Source organism: Halogeometricum rufum, assembly GCF_900112175.1.
Taxonomy (GTDB): domain Archaea; phylum Halobacteriota; class Halobacteria; order Halobacteriales; family Haloferacaceae; genus Halogeometricum; species Halogeometricum rufum.
Map to the genome: position 1 here is coordinate 890,324 of NZ_FOYT01000002.1, position 15,982 is coordinate 906,305.

The window sequence follows — 15,982 nt, forward strand, 5'->3', positions numbered from 1 at the left end:
CGCTCGAACTCACATCTCGTCTTCCGCGTACGCTCGAACCGCGAGCGACGGCGTCAGCCGCCGATTCGTATCTCGGTGGTGTCCTCGGGCCGGTCGCCGTCGAGTGCGAGGTACGCGCCGATCTCGTGGACGCCGCGCGTCGGTTCGACCCACCGCGTCGGCGCGTCGCCGTCCCCGACGCGCTTGAACAGGCCGTTCCACGTCTGCGTGAAGACCTTGCGTTCGCCCGCCCGGAAGGTGAGTTTCGCGGGGCGCTCCGGGAGGTAGATTCGCTCGTCGCTGGCCTCCAGTTCGCCGTCCACGGTCCACCCCCAGAGCCGTCGCGTCGGCGTCTCGACGGCGACGGGCAGGGGCAACTGGTTCTCGACTTCGACCGTCAGTTCGACCGGGTCGCCGGGGGCGTACGTCTCCCGGTCCGTCCGGACCGACAGCGAGAGGGCGCGTCTGACGACCGCTTGCGGGACGAACTTCCCGAGGGCGTCGGCTATCGGACTCTTGGTGTCGTCGAAGCCGTAGCGGTCCTCCCGGTTCCCGACGGGGCCGTTCGCGGGTGGCATTGCTCGACCCGTCGGTAGGCCCGCGCGGCGTTTACCTCCGTCGGTCGCACGGTCAGTCGTCGCGCCGCAGGACGTACGCCGACACGGCCGCCCCGGCGGCCGCACCGGCGGCGAGACTGGGCACGTCGAGTCCGCGCACGACAGTCGAGAACGGGTACGCCTCGCGTTCGCGGAGCGTCGCCTCCGCGTCGGGCGACTCGGGGACGGTGACGACGTACTCGCGGACCTCGCCCGGACGGACCGTCGCCGTCACGGAGCGTTCGAGGTACGAGCCGTCGAGTCCGGCCGCCTCCGCGGTCAACTCGTACGTCGCGTCCCGTTGGCCGACGACGGAGACGCGGTAGTCACCGGGCGGAGCGTCGTAGCGGTAGCGCATCGCGTACACGTCGGTCCGACTGCGGTCCATCTTCGCCGCCACGTTCCGACCGACCGTCCGCCCGTCGGGCGCGACGACGGACAGCGACACGTTCGGCGAGGTGACGGAGAACCGCACCGCGCGTTCGAGGAGGTGCGAGAAGTCGTCGCCGTCGCTCTCGGCGGTTCGCTGCGGCGTCTGGACGTCGGCGTCCGCGCGGATGGCCCGGTCCCAGCGGTTGAAGACCAGACTGTCGAAGTCGGGGTGGCCGGTGAGCGGCGGCGTCCGGGTCGGTCGGACCGTCAGTCGCCGCCGGTAGCCGCGCTGGTACGCCCGGGCGGGCACGTTCGGGTCGTAGACGCGGAGCCGCGTCTTCGCGCCGTCCGCTTCGTAGTCGTACACCAGCACCTGATGCGACCGGCGGGTGGCGGTGTCCACGAGGGTGACCCCCGCCGTCCCGAACGCGTCGACGGCGGCGGTCAGCGCCGCCAGTTCCGCCTCGAAGTCGATTCGGTGCGGGCGGAGCATCCGGTGGCGACCCAGCCACGAGTGGACGTCGAGCAGTTGCGTCGACTGGTACTCGTCGATGTGCACGCCGATGGTCTCCCCGGACTCGCGGGGGACTTCGGGCGTCCGGAGCGACGCCGCGTCGTCGACGTCGGCGGGGAGCAGCGACGGGTTCTCGAAGAACTCCTGCGCGGAGAACGTCATGCCGTAGCAGTGGCCGTCCGTCGAGGACAACTGCGCGGCGGCGACGCGAATCTGCGAGGAGAGCAGTCCGACGAGGGCGTCGGGGAGTCTCGCGACGGGCGTGCCGAACAGGTCGGAGAACGGGCCTTTCCAGTCTTCCTCGACGCACTCGCGCACCTCTGACTTCGCGACGGCGCGGTGGTCGTGGGCGGGGTACGCCGGTTCGTTCCCGCGCCAGTTCCGGAATCCGAACCCGTGCGTCGCGGGCGAGAACCCCTCGTCCTCGCGGGCGTCGGCGACGCCGGGGGCGGCGGCGAGCGTCGCCGCCCCCGCGCCGAGACTGGCGAGGAATCCGCGGCGTCCGAGTCTCCTCATCGAGCGTGTGTTCTGGTCGGACTAACTTGACCGTTTCCCGAACTGTGTGGCGGAACATGATTCTGCCCGCCGCCACGAAGGCGGGCGCTCCCTGGTCAGTAGCCCTGCGCGTTCCCGTCCTTCCGGGGTTCCGTCGCCGCCGAGAGCGTCCCGCCGTCGTTCCGGGCTATCTGCGCGCCGCCGAACAGACTGGGGTAGAGGAGTCGCACGTCGTGGCCTCGGCGGGTGAGTTTCGTCCCGAGGCTGTCGCTCGTCCGTTCCTCGATGGCGAGCGACCCGTCCTCGCGGTAGCGCCAGCGCGGGTAGTCCAGCGCCGCCTGCAGGGGCATCCCGTGGTCGACGACGTTGGAGACCACCTGCACGTGCCCCTGCGGTTGCATGTAGCCGCCCATGACGCCGAACGCCGCCCAGTCGTCCTCGTCGAACCTGAGCAGGCCGGGGATGAGCGTGTGGAACGGGCGCTTGCCGGGTTCGATGCGGTTCGGGTGGTCGGGGTCCAGCGAGAACGAACTGCCGCGGTTCTGCAGGGCGATGCCGGTGTCGCCCGCGACGAGGCCCGAACCGAACCCGGCGAACCGAGAGTTGATGTAGGAGACGACGTTGCCCTCGTCGTCGGCGACGGTGAGGAGGACGGTGTCGGAATCCTCCGCGTTCGCGTCGGGGACGCCGAACGACACGTCGTCGTTCGCCTCCGGGCCGATTTCGGCGGCGCGGCGTTCGGCCCACTCCTTCGAGGCCAGCGGCGGAATCTCCTCGTACTCGGGGTCGGTGATGTAGCGGTGGCCGTCGTGGAACGCGAGCTTCATCGCCTCGCCGAAGTAGTGGACGCGTTCGGGGGAGTCGAGGTCGTACTCGCCCGCGCCGACGGCCTCGGCGATGTTCAGCGCCTCCAGCGCGATGAGCCCCTGATTGTTCGGCGGGAGTTCGTACACCTCGACGCCGTTGTACGTCGTGGAGACGGGGTCGGGGTACTCCACCTCGAAGTCGGCGAGGTCCTCGACGGTCATGAACCCGCCCTGCGACTGCACCTCCGCGGCTATCTGCTCGGCGATTTCGCCCTCGTACACCACGTCCGCCCCCTCGTCGGCGATGCGCTCCATCGTCGCGCCGAGTTTCGGGAGCGTCACCGTCTGCCCCACGTCGGGGGCCTCGCCGTCGAACAGGAACGCGTCGCGGGCGTTGTCGGTCTGGAACAACTCCTCGCCGTGCGTCCACGCGTCGGCGATTATCTCGCTGACCGGGTAGCCCTCGGTGGCGTAGCGGATGGCGGGCCCGAGGGCGTCCGCGAGCGTCAGTTCGCCGAACTCCTCGCTGGTCGCCTCCCACCCGCGGGCCGTGCCGGGGACGGTGACGGCGTGCGCGCCGGTGTCGGGCATCTCGGCGTCCTCGGGCGCGACGCCCTCCTCCTCGGCGACGGCGGCGCGGACGTTCTCGATGGTCGCGTCGGCCGGCGCGCCGCCGCAGGCGCGCATCGCCCCCACCTCGCCGTCGGCGGTGCGGTAGAGGGCGAACACGTCGCCGCCGAGGCCCGTGGAGGTGGGTTCGACGACGTTCAGCGCCGCCGCCGTCGCCACGGCGGCGTCGAAGGCGTTGCCACCCTCCCGGAGCAGTTGGATGCCCGCCTCCGCGGCGAGCGGTTGGCTGGTGGCGACGACGCCGCGCTGTCCGTACACCGTCGAGCGTCGGGACGTGAACCGGTCTAAGTCCGCGTTTCCGTCGATGTCCATGCGCACCGGTTTCGAACGAGGGAGAAAAAGTCCACCTCAAGGGGCACGGCAGGGTGGGTAGATGGGCGGGGCGTACCCGCCGGTGACGGCGGCGACGGCGGCCCCCGCAAGTTTCGAGGCGCTCGGCCGTCAACTCGGGGCGAGAGATGAGCCAACGAAACCTGATAGAGGAGGTCGAAGCGCGACTCCGGTACGTCCCTCGGTGGCGGTTGATTCTCGGCGTCGTCCTGCTGATACCGCCGTTCAGCATCGTCGGGATGGCGATTCTGGCCTACGAGTTCCTCCGGGCCGGCGAACCGCTACGGGAGGCCGAAGGGGAGTCGCTCGTCGGTGGCGACGCGGAGGCGGACGAAGTCGCGGCCGTCGGGGACGACGCTACCGAGTCCGGCGCTGTCGAACCCGACGTGACCGAGTCCGACGCAACCGACGAAAACGACGCGAGCGACGAAAACGACGCGAGCGACGAAAACGACGCTGAGGACGCGTAACGCGGCTATCGGGGTCCGCGGTGGTTCGGTGTCTCTACCGCCCCGCGGCGTCACCGGCCGAGCAGTCCGCGGACCGTCCCCACGAGGCCGGCGCGTTCGACTTCGGTCCGCACCAGTCGGTCGAACGCCCACGTCGGGAGGAGGGTCCGCAGGAGAGGGAGCAGACGCGCCTGCCACGTCACCGGGTAGCGCGCCTTCGGGTCAGCCGCCTCGACGGCGGTGACGACGGTGTCCGCCACGCGTTCGGGGGCGACGCCGCCGGGGTCGAACCCCGCTCGCACGTCGCGGTACGTCGCCGCGTACGGCGTCTCGTCGTAGCGGTCGAGTCCCGCCTTCGCGCGTTCGTTGAACCCGGTCCGCACCGGGCCGGGTTCGACTATCGCGACGCGCACGCCGTGCGGTTCGAGTTCGACGCGAAGGGCGTCCGAGAGCGCCTCAATCGCGTGTTTGGTCGCGCCGTAGACGCCGTGGTACGGGAGCGTCACCCGGCCGAGGACGGAGGCGACGGTGACGATGCGGCCGCCCGACTCGCGGAGGGCGGGCAGGGCGGCGCGGACGACGGAGAGGACGCCGAAGACGTTCACGTCGAACTGGCGTTCCACCGTCGCCGCCGGCACGTCCTCGACGGCGCCGAGTTCGTAGACGCCCGCGCAGGGGACGAGGGCGTCGATACCGTCGACGGCGACGGCGGCGACGCGTTCGCGCACCGTCTCGTCGTCGGTCACGTCGCAGACGTGCGTCGCCACGTCGTCGGGGAGGCGTTCGAGGGCGGCAGCGTCGCTGTCGAGGACGACCACGTCGTGGCCGCGGGCGCGGAGGCGGCGCACCGTCGCGCGGCCGATGCCGGACGCGCCCCCGGTGACGAGGACGCGGAGCGATTCGGACATTGGCGGGACTGTCCGGCCGAGGCGATTGAGCGTTTCGATGACTGCGAAGGGGGTGAGCGGGCGACGGCAGGCGCGGCGGGGGAGCGGCGACGGAGCGACGTGAGCGTCGGCGAGTGACGCCCGGTCAGTCCGTCAGCCCGTAGCCGCGACGGAACAGGGCGACGTTGAGGGCGGTGACGGCGACGGTGAGGGCGACGAGGACGGCCAGCGAGGCGTTGGGGTCCACTTCGCTGACGCCGAGGAAGCCGTAGCGGACGCCGTTGACCATGTATATCATGGGGTTCAGGAGCGACACCTGCTGGAGCGTCGTCGGCAGTTCGTTCAGGGAGTAGAAGACGCCGCCGAAGAACACCAGCGGTCGCAGGATGAACTGGTTCATCATCGTCAGGTCGTCGAAGTCCTCGGCCCACAGGCCGCCGACGACGCCGAGACTGGCGAACAGCAGGGTGATGACGGCCATGAACGCGGCGAGGTAGAGTGGTCGAGCGAGGCCGACGGTGGTGAAGAACGCGCCGATGACGGCGACGAGAGCGCCGACGACGACGCCGCGCGTCGCCGAGGAGAGGACGTACGCGCCGACCATCGACCGGTAGGAGAGCGGCGAGGTCAGCACCTCCTCGATGTAGCGGTTCCACCGGCCGTGGAAGATGGAGAAGGAGGCGTTCTCGAACGCGTTCGACACCGCGCCGAGGACGATGAGGCCGGGGAGGATGAAGAGGATGTAGGGGACGCCCGCGATCTCGTTGATGCGTTCGCCGAGGATGACGCCGAAGACGGAGAAGTAGAGCACGTTCGTGATGAACGGCGGGACGAACGTGTTGCGCGGGCGGCGGACGAACCGCAGGACCTCGCGCTTGAGGAGGGCGAAGAAGCCCGTGCGTTCGACGCTCACTGGCCCACCTCCATCGTCGCGCGGCCCTCCTCCTCGGCCCGGGTCATCTCGACGAACACCTCTTCGAGCGAGGTGCGGGAGATTTCGAGGTCCACGAGTTCGTGGCCCGCGGCGTCGAGACGCCGGACCACGTCGGGAGCGACCAGTCCGCCCTCGCGGGCGGTGACGACGAGGCGGGTGCCGTCGAGTTCCACCGCCTCGACCCTGTCGTCCTCGGCGGCGAAGTCGGGGACTGCGGTGGGCGCGTCGCGGAGGGTGACCACGATGTCGTCGGTGCCGCGGTCCATCAGTTCGTCCGGACTCGCCACCTCGAGGACGCGGCCGGAGTCGAGGATGGCCACCTCGTCGCAGAGGCGTTCGGCCTCCTCGATGTAGTGCGTCGTCAGGAGGATGGTCGTCCCGCTATCGTTCAGTTCGGTGATGGTCTCCCACAGTTCGTGCCGGAGTTGCACGTCCACGCCCGCCGTGGGTTCGTCGAGGATGAGGAGGTCCGGGTCCGTGATGAGGGCGCGCGCGAGGACGAACCGGCGCTTCATCCCGCCGGAGAGCCAGTCGAACCGCGTGTCGCGCTTGTCGTAGATGCCGACGCGCTTGAGCACTTCGTCGGCCCGTTCGCGCGCCTCGTCGGCGGGGACGCCGTGGTAGCCCGCTTTCGTCACGAGGACTTCGCGAATCGGGAAGAACCGGTCGACGTTGAACTCCTGCGGCGCGAGGCCGATTCTGTCCCGCGCCTCGCGGTAGTCGTCCTCCACGTCGTGGCCGAACACCTCGGCCCGGCCGCCGGACTTGCGGACGAGGCCGACCAGGACGTTGATGAACGTGGTCTTCCCCGCGCCGTTCGGGCCGAGGAGGCCGAAGAACGACCCCTCGGGAACGTCGAGGTCCACGCCGTCCAACGCCTGCACGTCGCCGTACGACTTGCGTAAGTCGCGTATCGTTATCGCAGAAGCCATCAGATGTCCGTAGGTCGGCGACTGGACGGATTAAGCGCACCGACCGCGGAACGATGTGCGATAGCCTGCCACGGGTCCGAGACGGCGGCGGCGGCGGCCGGGCGCACAGACGTGTGCTGGTTAGTCCCACACATATCGATATAAGGCGGTAAACTGCATTAAAGAATATTATCACTATCAATCATTATGTTTAACTACCAGATGGTCCTTGCGGCAGACGAGGTGAACGCCGATGGCAGTATCCGGCGCAGTACGCGCCCATCGACACACGTTCCGCACGCCGAATCGCTCGACAGACCGCCCCGACCCACCCAGACGACCCAGATGACGACACCCACGACCCGAGAGACGACCCGACGTACCACCCGACCGATGACCCGAAACTACCCGAACAACGAGGAGAACATGGACGCCCCGTTGGTCCCCTTCATCACCGACCCGACAGAGCAGACGCCCGACGACGAGATTACCGACCTCCGGCGCGACATCGCCGCCCTCGCCGCCCAACTGGACCGCATCGAGACGCGCATGGAGGAGGACCGATGACGACGAGCGAGGACCCCTACGAGCGAACGACGGGCGCGGACGTCCACACCCGCGACGTGGACAACGCCTCGGCCCGCGAGTTCCGGCGGATGCTGGACGAGCAGAACTTCGTCTTCGCGCCGGGCATCTACCACGCCCTCGACGCGCGTCTGGCCGAACTCGCCGGCCTCGACGCCGCCTACATGAGCGGCTACTCCACCGTCCTCGGTCAGTTCGGGTTCCCCGACCTGGAGATGGTGACGATGACCGAGATGGTCGAGAACGCAAAGCGCATCGTCGAGGCGACGAACCTGCCGGTCGTCGCCGACTGCGACACCGGCTACGGCGGCGTCCACAACGTCCGCCGCGCCGTCCGCGAGTACGAGAAGGCCGGCGTGGCCGCCGTCCACATCGAGGACCAGACGACGCCGAAGCGGTGCGGTCACATCGCCGGCAAGCAGATCGTCTCTCGGGACAAGGCCCGCGCGCGATTCGAGGCGGCCGTCGACGCCAAGCAGTCCGAGGACACGTTCATCATCGCCCGGACGGACGCCTACGGGTCGTCGAACGGCGACTGGGAGGAACACCTCGAACGCGGCCGCATCTACGCCGACGCCGGCGTCGACATGGTGTGGCCCGAGATGCCGGACCCGTCCCGCGAGGACGCCGTCCAGTACGCCGAGACCATCCACGAGACGCATCCGGACCTGAAGCTGGCGTTCAACTACTCCTCGTCGTTCGCGTGGTCCGAGGAGGAGGACCCGCTCACGTTCGAGGAACTCGGCGACCTGGGCTACGAGTACATCTTCATCACCCTGTTCGGCCTGCACTCGGGCGCCCACAGCGTCTACGAGGACTTCCGCTCGCTGGCCGAGACGGACGAGGAGGCGCAGTTCGACCTGGAGGAACGCTACCTCGGCCACCCGACCGAGTCGCACCACGAGATGGCCTTCGTCTCCGACTACCAGGAGACCGAGATGCAGTTCGACCGCGAGGCGCGCGACCGCATCGAGAACTCCGAGGGCTTCTCCGAGGAGGAGAGCACGCCCATCGAGAGCGACGACTGAACGGCCGAACCGACTCGCGCCGGCGGCCGCCGTACCGTGAGGGAGGTCACCGGCGCGTCGCCCGTCCGTCGGTCGGGGCGGACGGCGCGGCCCCTGCGCTGCGAATCTCCTCGCGCGGCCGGCGTTCCGTCGCTCGCACGCCGTGTCACGATTCTTGCTAACTTTTCACACGCCTGAACAAACGTTAAGTTATTCCACCGCATCTGCCGAGACGAGTCCCGCGACCCTGCGGGCAGAGAGACCGATGACCCGGACAGCCACCACTCGCCGTCCGCCCCACGCGGTAGCCGCGACTGCGGCCGCCGCCCTCGGCGAGGGAGCCGTCTGGATTATCGGAGGCTTCTCCGGAAACGGGGAGGCCGCACCCCTCTGCGTCCGGTCCGCGCTCGGCGCGTAACCACGCGCCGCGCGGGCGGGGTCCGGGGAATCCGGCTTCGTTCTCGCGTGTGACTCACGACCGAGACGAACCGTCCCCGTCCCTTTCTCGCGCGGCCGATACGCCCCGAGCGCGGAGCATCCACACCGGACCGCTCCCGTGTCGGCAGTCTCCGTCGTCGCCGACGACGCGAGAGGCGCGTTCGACTCGCGCCGGGAGCCTCATGGCAATCTCCCGACCCAGCCAGTCCGCACAGGCAGACCACCACTCGGTTCGCGCCTCGCTGACGGTCCTCGTCACGCGCGACGCCGACGGCGACTTACAGGAGGGCGTCCGCGCCCGCCTCGCCGCCGTCGACTGCGTCGTCGCCGTGGACCGCGCGGACGTGAGCGGCTTACGACCCGCGTTGAACGACCTGCGCGTCGAGGTGGACGCGGACCTCCGCGTCAGCGGTCCGCCCGAGGAGGCGAGCATCGCCGACGCCCTCGAAGCCGGCTTCGGCGTGAAGGCGGTGCGCGAGGTGGCGAGGACGTAGGCCGCCGTCTCGACGGCGTCCGCCGCCCCCGCACCGCACTTCGCCCTCCCCCTCACCGCCCTCCCGTCCGAGCCACGACCCGCCACGTCGGCTCTCTCACGTCCCCTCGTTCGATCGCCCGCCGTTTCGGCCCTCCCCCACGCGAGAACGCTCAAGTCCGCCGAGCGCGACGTGTCGGTCGTGAGTCCATCAGACGCCGCGACCGACGACGCGACGCCGGGAGACGACGCGCCCGTCGTCGTCTACGACGCCGTCACCGACGCGGCGGACCCCGAAGCCGAGGCCCTCGCGCGACTCCGCCGGCTGAGTCACTACCTCGACAGCGCCGTCGAGATTCCGGGGACGAACTTCAGAGTCGGTCTGGACCCGATCGTCGGCCTCCTCCCCGTCGCGGGCGACGTGCCCACGGCGGCCGTCTCGGCGTACATCGTCGCCGAAGCCGCCGCACTCGGCGCACCGCGGGAGACGGTGGCGCGGATGGTCCTCAACCTCGTCGTCGACGCCGTCGTCGGGTCGGTTCCCCTCGTCGGCGACGCCTTCGACGCGGTGTGGAAGGCGAACCAGCGGAACGTTCGCCTGCTGGAGGCCCGCCGGACCGACCCCGCGGGCGCGACCCGCGACGGGCGCGTCGTCGCCGTCGCCGGCGTCCTCCTGTTCGTCCTCCTCGTCGCCCTCGGCGCGGCGGCCGTCGCCGCCTCGTGGTGGCTCCTGACCGCCGCCGGCGTCGTCTGAGTCGCGGCCGAAAAGGGGAAGACAGAAACACGCCCCACCGCATCACTCGGTATGAGTATCTTGGAGGACGCGCGCGAACTCGCGGCGCAGGGGCCCCTCTGCGACCCCTGTCTCGGCCGGGTGTTCGCCGACCGGAGTCACGGCCTGACGAACGCCGAACGCGGCCGGAGCCTCCGGGTCGCCGCCGCCCTCGAGGACGACGAGGAACCCGAGGACGTCGCCCGCGAGGACTGCTGGGTGTGCGAGGGCGAGTGCGCCCGTTTCGACGAGTGGGCGGAACGCTGCGCCGCGGCCGTCGAGGACGTGGAGTTCGACACCTACCAGGTCGGCACGCGCGCGCCGCCCCTCGTCGAGGAGAACGAGATTCTCCTGCGCGAGGGTGCCGGACTGCCCGAGGACGCGGGCGAACTGTTCAAATCCGAGTTCAACCGCGAAGTCGGCAAGCGGTTCGGCCGCCTGACCGAGACGACGGTGGAGTTCGGCCGCCCCGACGTGCAGTTCCTCCTCGACATCGACGCCGACGAGGTGGAAGTCGAGGTGAACTCGGCGTTCGTCTACGGGCGCTACCGCAAACTCGAACGCGACATCCCGCAGACCGAGTGGCCCTGTAACAAGTGTCACGGGAGCGGCTACCTCGGGAAACAGCCCTGCGACAAGTGTGACGGGACGGGCTACATGTACCAGGAGAGCGTCGAGGGCCTGACCGCTCCCGTCGTCACGGACGTGATGGACGGGACGGACGCGAAGTTCCACGGCGCGGGCCGCGAGGACGTGGACGCGCGCATGCTGGGGACGGGTCGACCGTTCGTCGTCGAGGTGATGGAACCCCGCCGACGGCACGTCGACGTCGAACGGTTGGAGGGCGACGTCAACGCGTTCGCCGAGGGGAAAGTCGAGGTGGAGGGACTCCGCCTCGCCGAGTACGACATGGTCGAACGCGTGAAGGAACTGAACGCCTCGAAGCGCTACCGCGCCGAGGTGGCGTTCGGCGACGACGTGTCCGAGAGCGAACTCGCCGACGCCCTCGCGGAACTCGACGGAGCCACCATCGAGCAGTACACGCCGAATCGCGTGGACCACCGGCGCGCGGCCCTGACGCGAACTCGCGATGTGTTCGAGGCGACGGGCGAGTGGCAGGACGAACGCCACGCAACCGTCGAGATTCACGGCGCGGGCGGCCTCTACATCAAGGAACTCGTCTCCGGCGACGAGGGGCGGACGAACCCGAGTCTCGCCGGCGTCCTCGGCGTCGGCGCCGAGGTGACGGCCCTCGACGTGACGGGCGTCTACGGCGTCGACGAGGAGTTCGAAGACGAGGAGTTCTTCCGCGACTGACTGTCTCGCTGCCGTCTGCACCCAACGTTTACTACGTTCCGGACCAATCCACCTCTGAGAGGGGCTACCATGTGTCACCACCGCGAGTCCAGTCCCGAGTGGGAAGCACTGGTCGAGAAGGAACTGCGCACCGAGACCGAACAACCGGACGCGGAGACCGAACCTGACGTGCAGTCCGAGGAGGAGTCACCCGACCCGGTCGAACCACACGTCGCGGACGACTGACCGACCCGCACCAGTCGGCACCGTCGGCCGCGCGCGTCGCCACCGTTCGAGCGACGCGCCGCCCGCCCCGTCGTCCCCGCGACCGCTCCTCGCCGACATCACAACCGCTTAGTTCTCGCCGGCCGCGCCCAGAGGCATGCACGACCAGTCGTCCGCACGCGTCGGCAGCGACGAGGCGGGCAAGGGGCCCGTCCTCGGGCCGATGGTCGCCGCGGCGGTGCGGGCGACCGACGACGCCCTCCCCGACGGCATCGACGACTCGAAGCGACTCGCGCCGTCGCGCCGGGAGACCATCGCCGAGACCCTCGAAGCCCGCGACGACGTGTCCGTGGGCGTCGCTCTCGTCGAACCGGCGCGCATCGACGACCCCGAGACGGACATGAACTCGTTGACCGTCGCGGCGCACGTCGCCGCCGTCGCCGCCGTCGCGCGGGACGGCGACGAGGTGGTGACCGACGCCGGCGACGTGGACGAGGCCCGGTTCGGCCGCCGTGTCCGCCGCGGCGTGGCCGACTCCGGAACCGAGGTGTCGGTCGTCTCCGAACACGGCGCCGACGAGACGTACCCGCACGTCGGCGCGGCGAGCATCGTCGCCAAGGTGGAACGGGACGCGCGGATGGCCGCCATCGGCGACGACTACGCGGCGTACGGTCCGGTCGGGAGCGGATACCCGAGCGACCCGACCACGCGAGAGTTCCTCCGCACCTACGTCGACGAGACGGGCGAGTTACCCGACTGCGCGCGGGCGTCGTGGTCGACGTGCGACGACGTCCTCGCCGCCGCCGCGCAGTCGTCGCTGGCGGAGTTCTGACCGAAAAAAGCGACCGCGAATCGCGGCGACGCGGGGTCGAGACCCGCGTCAGGACTGAATCGGTATCTCCTTCCCGGTCGTCGGTGTGCCGGTCACGACGGGCAGCGTCACCTGCAGGATGCCGTTGTTGTACGTCGCGGTGATGTCCTCGTCCTCGACGCTCTTCGGGAACCGGAACCGACGGTGGTACGTCTTCCGTCGGCCGCGCGTCTCGTCCTCGCGTTCGGCCGCGACGTCGAGGATGGAGTCGTCCCACGTGACCGTAATCTCCTCGGGGTCGAACCCCGGCATCTCGACGCTCAGGACGAACTCGTCGTCCTCCTCGTACAGTTCGTAGTCGTTACTACCGGTCGCGAACAGTTGGCTCGGGAAGTCGAGACCCTGTGTCCAGGAGTTTGCCGGCCGGTCCGGAAGCAACGCTCGTCACCTCTCGAATCCACGCGAACGTTGGTTCTCGTTCGACAAAAATAGTTTCACATTTTCGAAGACGAGGCGCGGTGAAACGGACCGCGGACGTGGCGTCGTCAGCGCATCTCGTCCAACTCGACGAACGAGTCGTCTTTCGCCGATATCCACGTCGTGAGTCGCTCGTCCTCGTCTGCGTGGAGGGGGTAGACCGTACACTCGTCGGGGGCGTCGTCGTACTCGACGACGGTGCCGACCAGCGTCTCGGTCGGGAGTTCGGAAAGCGGGGCGTCGTCTGCGTCACCAGTCAGGGGGACATCAACGGACATGGTGTAGATTCGTCGTCTGCGTCGTCTCCCGCGCGGGGCGGGCAACTCGGTCGTTCACTCGACACCTAGGGGTTCGGGTCTCACCGACGAGAAACGAACCCCTACACGGTTAGGTCGTCCGCGGAGCGGAAAAAGCCCGACGAAGTCGAGACGGGCGGGCGTCCTCAGCGGTCGACGGTGGTCAGGGCGCGCAGGATGTCGCCGTACGCCGGCCGGGTGACGAGGACGCCGACGAGGACGCCGAGGATGGTGAAGATGGCGAAGCCCTGCAGGTCGCCCAGCGACAGTACCGCCAGCGGCGACATGGCGATGATGGTCGTCGCGGCGGCGGCGCCGATGACCCAGAACGCCTTCCGGAAGCGCGACTGGAAGACGCGCCGGGAGGTGACGTCGCCCTCGGCCATCACCTCGTCGGCGATGATGATGAGGTCGTCCACCCCCGTCCCGATGACGGCGATGAAGCCGGCGATGACCGAGAGGTCCAGCGGATAGCCGATGCCAGCCGCGAAGCCCAACAGGATGAGGACTTCCGAGAGGGCGGTCACGATCATCGGCGCGGCCACCTTCACGTCGTTGTAGCGGACGAACACGACGCCGCTGACGGCGAAGACGGCGACGATGCCGGTGATGAGCGAGTCTATCTTGAAGCTCTCACCCTGACTGGGCGAGACGTAGGACGTGGTGCCGCCGTCCGCGCCGGTGAGGTCGAGTTCCGCCGGGAGCGCACCCGCGCGGAGGTTGATGGCGACCTGCTGCGCCTCGGACACGTTCCGGGCGGTCAGCACGAACTGCGGGTTGTTCGCCCACGACCCACTCCGCATGTCGCTGGCGAGGCCGCCGTCCATCCCGAAGGCGTTGACCACCTCGCCGTCCACGACGAGGAGGAGACACGGTTCGGTGCCGTTGGGGTTCCGGTCGTACGTACACCGGGTGCCGCCGGGTTGGGCGACGCCCGTCTGGACCATCGACTCCTGGAAGGCGGGCGCGACGGAGGACTTGATGGTGACCGGGACCGAGGGACCCGAACTCTGTTCCTGTGCGGTGCCGATGCGCTGGAAGTCGTCCTGTTCGAGGACCACGTCGGACTGGTACGTCGTACTGCCGTTCTGTTGGACGGGGTAGTACGCCTCGACGACGACGGTCCCGCGTTCGGAGACGAGTTGGCGGACCTCGCCGGTGTCGCGGTTCGGCACCTCGACGCGGATGAAGTGCTCGCCCGTCGCCGTCGTCACCTGCTGGACCGACCCGCCGGACAGGCCCGCCTGATTGATCTTGTCCGAGAGGATGCGGACGACTTCGGCGCGCGTCGACTCGGTGACGCCGTCGCGGACCGTCTCGAACTCGTAGCCCGACTGCTGGAGTGCGCTGCCGAACTCCTCTCGGGTGACGTTCTCGGCCGTCACTTCGACCGTGCTGGCGTTGGCCGTCTGCCGCGCGATGACGTCGGCGGAGGAGGCGGCCGAGAGGTTCCCGGCGACCTTCTGTTCGACCACGCGCGTGCTGTCGTCGTCGAACTGCACGCCCTCGGCCGTCAGTCCGACGAGGGGCGCGCGGATGCGCGTCCCGCCGGAGAGTTCGAGCCCGAACTTGAGGTTCGTCGGGCCGTCGGCGGCGTTGCCCGGCGCGGCACCGCCGCCCGCGCCGCCCGCCAACGTCGGCGAGAACAGCGCGAACGTCGAGACGAGGAGGAACACGACGAGGAGGACGACCCGCCAGTTGTCTCGGAGACTCGCCATCAGCGACCCACCCCCTCGAACTTGTACCAGCGAAGCAGGCTGAGGTTGAGCATGTAGGTGTTCATCAGGTCGGCCGCGAGACCGAACACGAGGACGGTACCAATGGCCGCGAGCAGTTGGATGCCGAACAGCGTGGCGGTGATGGTCATCACGATCATCGCCGAGATGGAGGTGAGCGTCATCGTCACGCCGGTGCGCATCGCGCGGTAGGTGGACTCGTAGAAGTCACCGGAACGTCGGAGGATGTGGTTGTTCAGGAGGATGTCCGAGTCCACCGAGTACCCGATGAGCATCAGGAGGGCCGCCACCGTCCCCAGCGACAGTTCGATGCCGAGGACGTTCATGAGGGCGACGGGGATGATGATGTCGGAGAACGCCGAGATGACGACGGCGACGGAGGGGACGAACGTGCGGAACATCGCGAACACGAGGATGCTCATTCCGACGAACGCAGCCGCGACGCCGCCGAGGGCCAGCAGTTGCGTGTCACCGCCGAAACTGGCCGACACGGAGGAGATGGAGCGAATCTCGAAGCCAGCGTTCTCGGCCTGTTGCTCCAGCGCGTTAGTGCCGGGTCCGGTCGACCCCTCCGCCGACTGGAAGGTGACGATGTAGAGGCCGCTCTCCGCCGGGACCGACTGAATCGACTCGGGTTCGGCGGAGAACGCCTCCTGAATCTGTTGCTGGGGGTTCGCCCCGTCGACGACGACCTGTATCTCGGTGCCGCCGGTGAACTCGATGCCTTGATTCACCGGGGCGCCAGTCGCGACGTACCACCCCGCGACGACGAGAAGTGCGACCGCCAACACAGCGAGGGGGACCGCCGCGAGTTGGCGATTCGTGTACCGGGTGTAATCGACTTCCGGTACGGTGAACTCGACCATGCGTGGCGTTGGTCATAGCTCCCGAATAAGCCTTCCTAAGTACGGATACTACGTGTGGATGCCTCTCACTCGTCTCTCTGAACGTTATTGAGTCTGAG

Annotated in this window: 18 protein-coding genes; 8 read left to right on the forward strand and 10 right to left on the reverse strand. The window is 69.0% G+C overall.

The window, feature by feature from the left end:
* Nucleotides 1–53: 53 nt before the first annotated feature.
* The 3 genes from BM310_RS14265 to ggt form a co-directional block, all read right to left on the reverse strand.
* Nucleotides 54–557 carry a hypothetical protein gene (locus BM310_RS14265; RefSeq protein ID WP_089808808.1) on the reverse strand — a complete coding sequence of 168 codons (504 nt, stop codon included), beginning with the start codon at nt 555–557 and terminating at the stop codon, nt 54–56.
* Between the two features lie 52 nt (nt 558–609).
* Nucleotides 610–1,977 (reverse strand): hypothetical protein, encoded by a 1,368-nt coding sequence (locus tag BM310_RS14270; RefSeq protein WP_089808810.1) that lies wholly within the window; start codon nt 1,975–1,977, stop codon nt 610–612.
* A gap of 95 nt (nt 1,978–2,072) precedes the next feature.
* Entirely contained in the window at nt 2,073–3,704 is a 1,632-nt protein-coding gene (ggt, locus tag BM310_RS14275; protein WP_089808812.1) for a gamma-glutamyltransferase, read from the reverse strand.
* 146 nt (nt 3,705–3,850) lie between these two features.
* On the opposite strand from ggt, the gene BM310_RS21450 reads away from it, so the two are divergent.
* Complete coding sequence (locus BM310_RS21450; protein WP_089808814.1) at nt 3,851–4,192, forward strand: hypothetical protein; 342 nt, start codon at nt 3,851–3,853, stop codon at nt 4,190–4,192.
* 50 nt (nt 4,193–4,242) lie between these two features.
* Here BM310_RS21450 and BM310_RS14285 read toward each other — a convergent pair whose 3' ends face one another.
* From BM310_RS14285 to BM310_RS14295, 3 genes are all read right to left on the reverse strand, one after another.
* Nucleotides 4,243–5,079, reverse strand: coding sequence for an SDR family NAD(P)-dependent oxidoreductase (locus BM310_RS14285; RefSeq protein WP_089808816.1), 837 nt, complete (start codon nt 5,077–5,079; stop codon nt 4,243–4,245).
* Nucleotides 5,080–5,203: 124 nt separating this feature from the next.
* Complete coding sequence (locus tag BM310_RS14290; RefSeq protein WP_089808818.1) at nt 5,204–5,971, reverse strand: ABC transporter permease; 768 nt, start codon at nt 5,969–5,971, stop codon at nt 5,204–5,206.
* Nucleotides 5,968–6,924: an ABC transporter ATP-binding protein gene (locus BM310_RS14295; protein ID WP_089808821.1), complete on the reverse strand. Its 957-nt coding sequence runs from the start codon at nt 6,922–6,924 to the stop codon at nt 5,968–5,970. Before BM310_RS14295 ends, BM310_RS14290 begins: the two co-directional genes overlap by 4 nt.
* 372 nt (nt 6,925–7,296) lie before the next feature.
* On the opposite strand from BM310_RS14295, the gene BM310_RS21455 reads away from it, so the two are divergent.
* The 7 genes from BM310_RS21455 (at nt 7,297) to rnhB (ending at nt 12,530) form a co-directional block, all read left to right on the forward strand.
* Nucleotides 7,297–7,470, forward strand: coding sequence for a hypothetical protein (locus BM310_RS21455; RefSeq protein WP_231751625.1), 174 nt, complete (start codon nt 7,297–7,299; stop codon nt 7,468–7,470).
* Complete coding sequence (gene aceA / locus BM310_RS14305; RefSeq protein WP_089808825.1) at nt 7,467–8,516, forward strand: isocitrate lyase; 1,050 nt, start codon at nt 7,467–7,469, stop codon at nt 8,514–8,516. Before BM310_RS21455 ends, aceA begins: the two co-directional genes overlap by 4 nt.
* A gap of 599 nt (nt 8,517–9,115) precedes the next feature.
* Nucleotides 9,116–9,427 carry a hypothetical protein gene (locus BM310_RS14310; RefSeq protein ID WP_089808826.1) on the forward strand — a complete coding sequence of 104 codons (312 nt, stop codon included), beginning with the start codon at nt 9,116–9,118 and terminating at the stop codon, nt 9,425–9,427.
* A gap of 180 nt (nt 9,428–9,607) precedes the next feature.
* The gene (locus BM310_RS14315; RefSeq protein ID WP_177232636.1) at nt 9,608–10,159 is read left to right on the forward strand and encodes a DUF4112 domain-containing protein; all 552 of its coding nucleotides are present in this window, start codon (nt 9,608–9,610) and stop codon (nt 10,157–10,159) included.
* A gap of 51 nt (nt 10,160–10,210) precedes the next feature.
* A complete protein-coding gene (locus tag BM310_RS14320) occupies nt 10,211–11,494 on the forward strand; it encodes a tRNA pseudouridine(54/55) synthase Pus10 (protein ID WP_089808830.1) in 1,284 nt (427 codons plus the stop codon).
* Nucleotides 11,495–11,563: 69 nt separating this feature from the next.
* Nucleotides 11,564–11,719 carry a hypothetical protein gene (locus tag BM310_RS21460; protein ID WP_177232637.1) on the forward strand — a complete coding sequence of 52 codons (156 nt, stop codon included), beginning with the start codon at nt 11,564–11,566 and terminating at the stop codon, nt 11,717–11,719.
* 136 nt (nt 11,720–11,855) lie between these two features.
* Entirely contained in the window at nt 11,856–12,530 is a 675-nt protein-coding gene (gene rnhB, locus BM310_RS14325; RefSeq protein ID WP_089808832.1) for a ribonuclease HII, read from the forward strand.
* Nucleotides 12,531–12,578: 48 nt separating this feature from the next.
* Here rnhB and BM310_RS14330 read toward each other — a convergent pair whose 3' ends face one another.
* The 4 genes from BM310_RS14330 to secF form a co-directional block, all read right to left on the reverse strand.
* Nucleotides 12,579–12,947, reverse strand: coding sequence for an Hsp20/alpha crystallin family protein (locus BM310_RS14330; protein WP_089808834.1), 369 nt, complete (start codon nt 12,945–12,947; stop codon nt 12,579–12,581).
* A 107-nt stretch (nt 12,948–13,054) separates the two neighbouring features.
* Nucleotides 13,055–13,264, reverse strand: a complete 210-nt coding sequence (locus BM310_RS14335) for a DUF7511 domain-containing protein (protein WP_089808835.1) — start codon at nt 13,262–13,264, stop codon at nt 13,055–13,057.
* 164 nt (nt 13,265–13,428) lie between these two features.
* A complete protein-coding gene (locus BM310_RS14340) occupies nt 13,429–15,000 on the reverse strand; it encodes a preprotein translocase subunit SecD (protein ID WP_089808837.1) in 1,572 nt (523 codons plus the stop codon).
* Nucleotides 15,000–15,884: a protein translocase subunit SecF gene (gene secF, locus BM310_RS14345; RefSeq protein WP_089808839.1), complete on the reverse strand. Its 885-nt coding sequence runs from the start codon at nt 15,882–15,884 to the stop codon at nt 15,000–15,002. The genes BM310_RS14340 and secF overlap by 1 nt, the downstream gene beginning before the upstream one ends.
* Nucleotides 15,885–15,982 lie beyond the last annotated feature (98 nt).

Excerpts from the sequence above, each read along its gene's own strand:
- aceA (WP_089808825.1), top strand. The coding sequence starts at position 7,467 with ATGACGACGAGCGAGGACCCCTACGAGCGAACGACGGGCGCGGACGTC.
- BM310_RS14320 (WP_089808830.1), top strand. The coding sequence starts at position 10,211 with ATGAGTATCTTGGAGGACGCGCGCGAACTCGCGGCGCAGGGGCCCCTC.
- BM310_RS14270 (WP_089808810.1), bottom strand. The coding sequence starts at position 1,977 with ATGAGGAGACTCGGACGCCGCGGATTCCTCGCCAGTCTCGGCGCGGGG.
- BM310_RS14265 (WP_089808808.1), bottom strand. The coding sequence starts at position 557 with ATGCCACCCGCGAACGGCCCCGTCGGGAACCGGGAGGACCGCTACGGC.
- BM310_RS21450 (WP_089808814.1), top strand. The coding sequence starts at position 3,851 with ATGAGCCAACGAAACCTGATAGAGGAGGTCGAAGCGCGACTCCGGTAC.
- BM310_RS21455 (WP_231751625.1), top strand. The coding sequence starts at position 7,297 with ATGACCCGAAACTACCCGAACAACGAGGAGAACATGGACGCCCCGTTG.
- BM310_RS14285 (WP_089808816.1), bottom strand. The coding sequence starts at position 5,079 with ATGTCCGAATCGCTCCGCGTCCTCGTCACCGGGGGCGCGTCCGGCATC.
- BM310_RS21460 (WP_177232637.1), top strand. The coding sequence starts at position 11,564 with ATGTGTCACCACCGCGAGTCCAGTCCCGAGTGGGAAGCACTGGTCGAG.
- BM310_RS14335 (WP_089808835.1), bottom strand. The coding sequence starts at position 13,264 with ATGTCCGTTGATGTCCCCCTGACTGGTGACGCAGACGACGCCCCGCTT.
- secF (WP_089808839.1), bottom strand. The coding sequence starts at position 15,884 with ATGGTCGAGTTCACCGTACCGGAAGTCGATTACACCCGGTACACGAAT.
- ggt (WP_089808812.1), bottom strand. The coding sequence starts at position 3,704 with ATGGACATCGACGGAAACGCGGACTTAGACCGGTTCACGTCCCGACGC.
- rnhB (WP_089808832.1), top strand. The coding sequence starts at position 11,856 with ATGCACGACCAGTCGTCCGCACGCGTCGGCAGCGACGAGGCGGGCAAG.
- BM310_RS14310 (WP_089808826.1), top strand. The coding sequence starts at position 9,116 with ATGGCAATCTCCCGACCCAGCCAGTCCGCACAGGCAGACCACCACTCG.
- BM310_RS14340 (WP_089808837.1), bottom strand. The coding sequence starts at position 15,000 with ATGGCGAGTCTCCGAGACAACTGGCGGGTCGTCCTCCTCGTCGTGTTC.
- BM310_RS14295 (WP_089808821.1), bottom strand. The coding sequence starts at position 6,924 with ATGGCTTCTGCGATAACGATACGCGACTTACGCAAGTCGTACGGCGAC.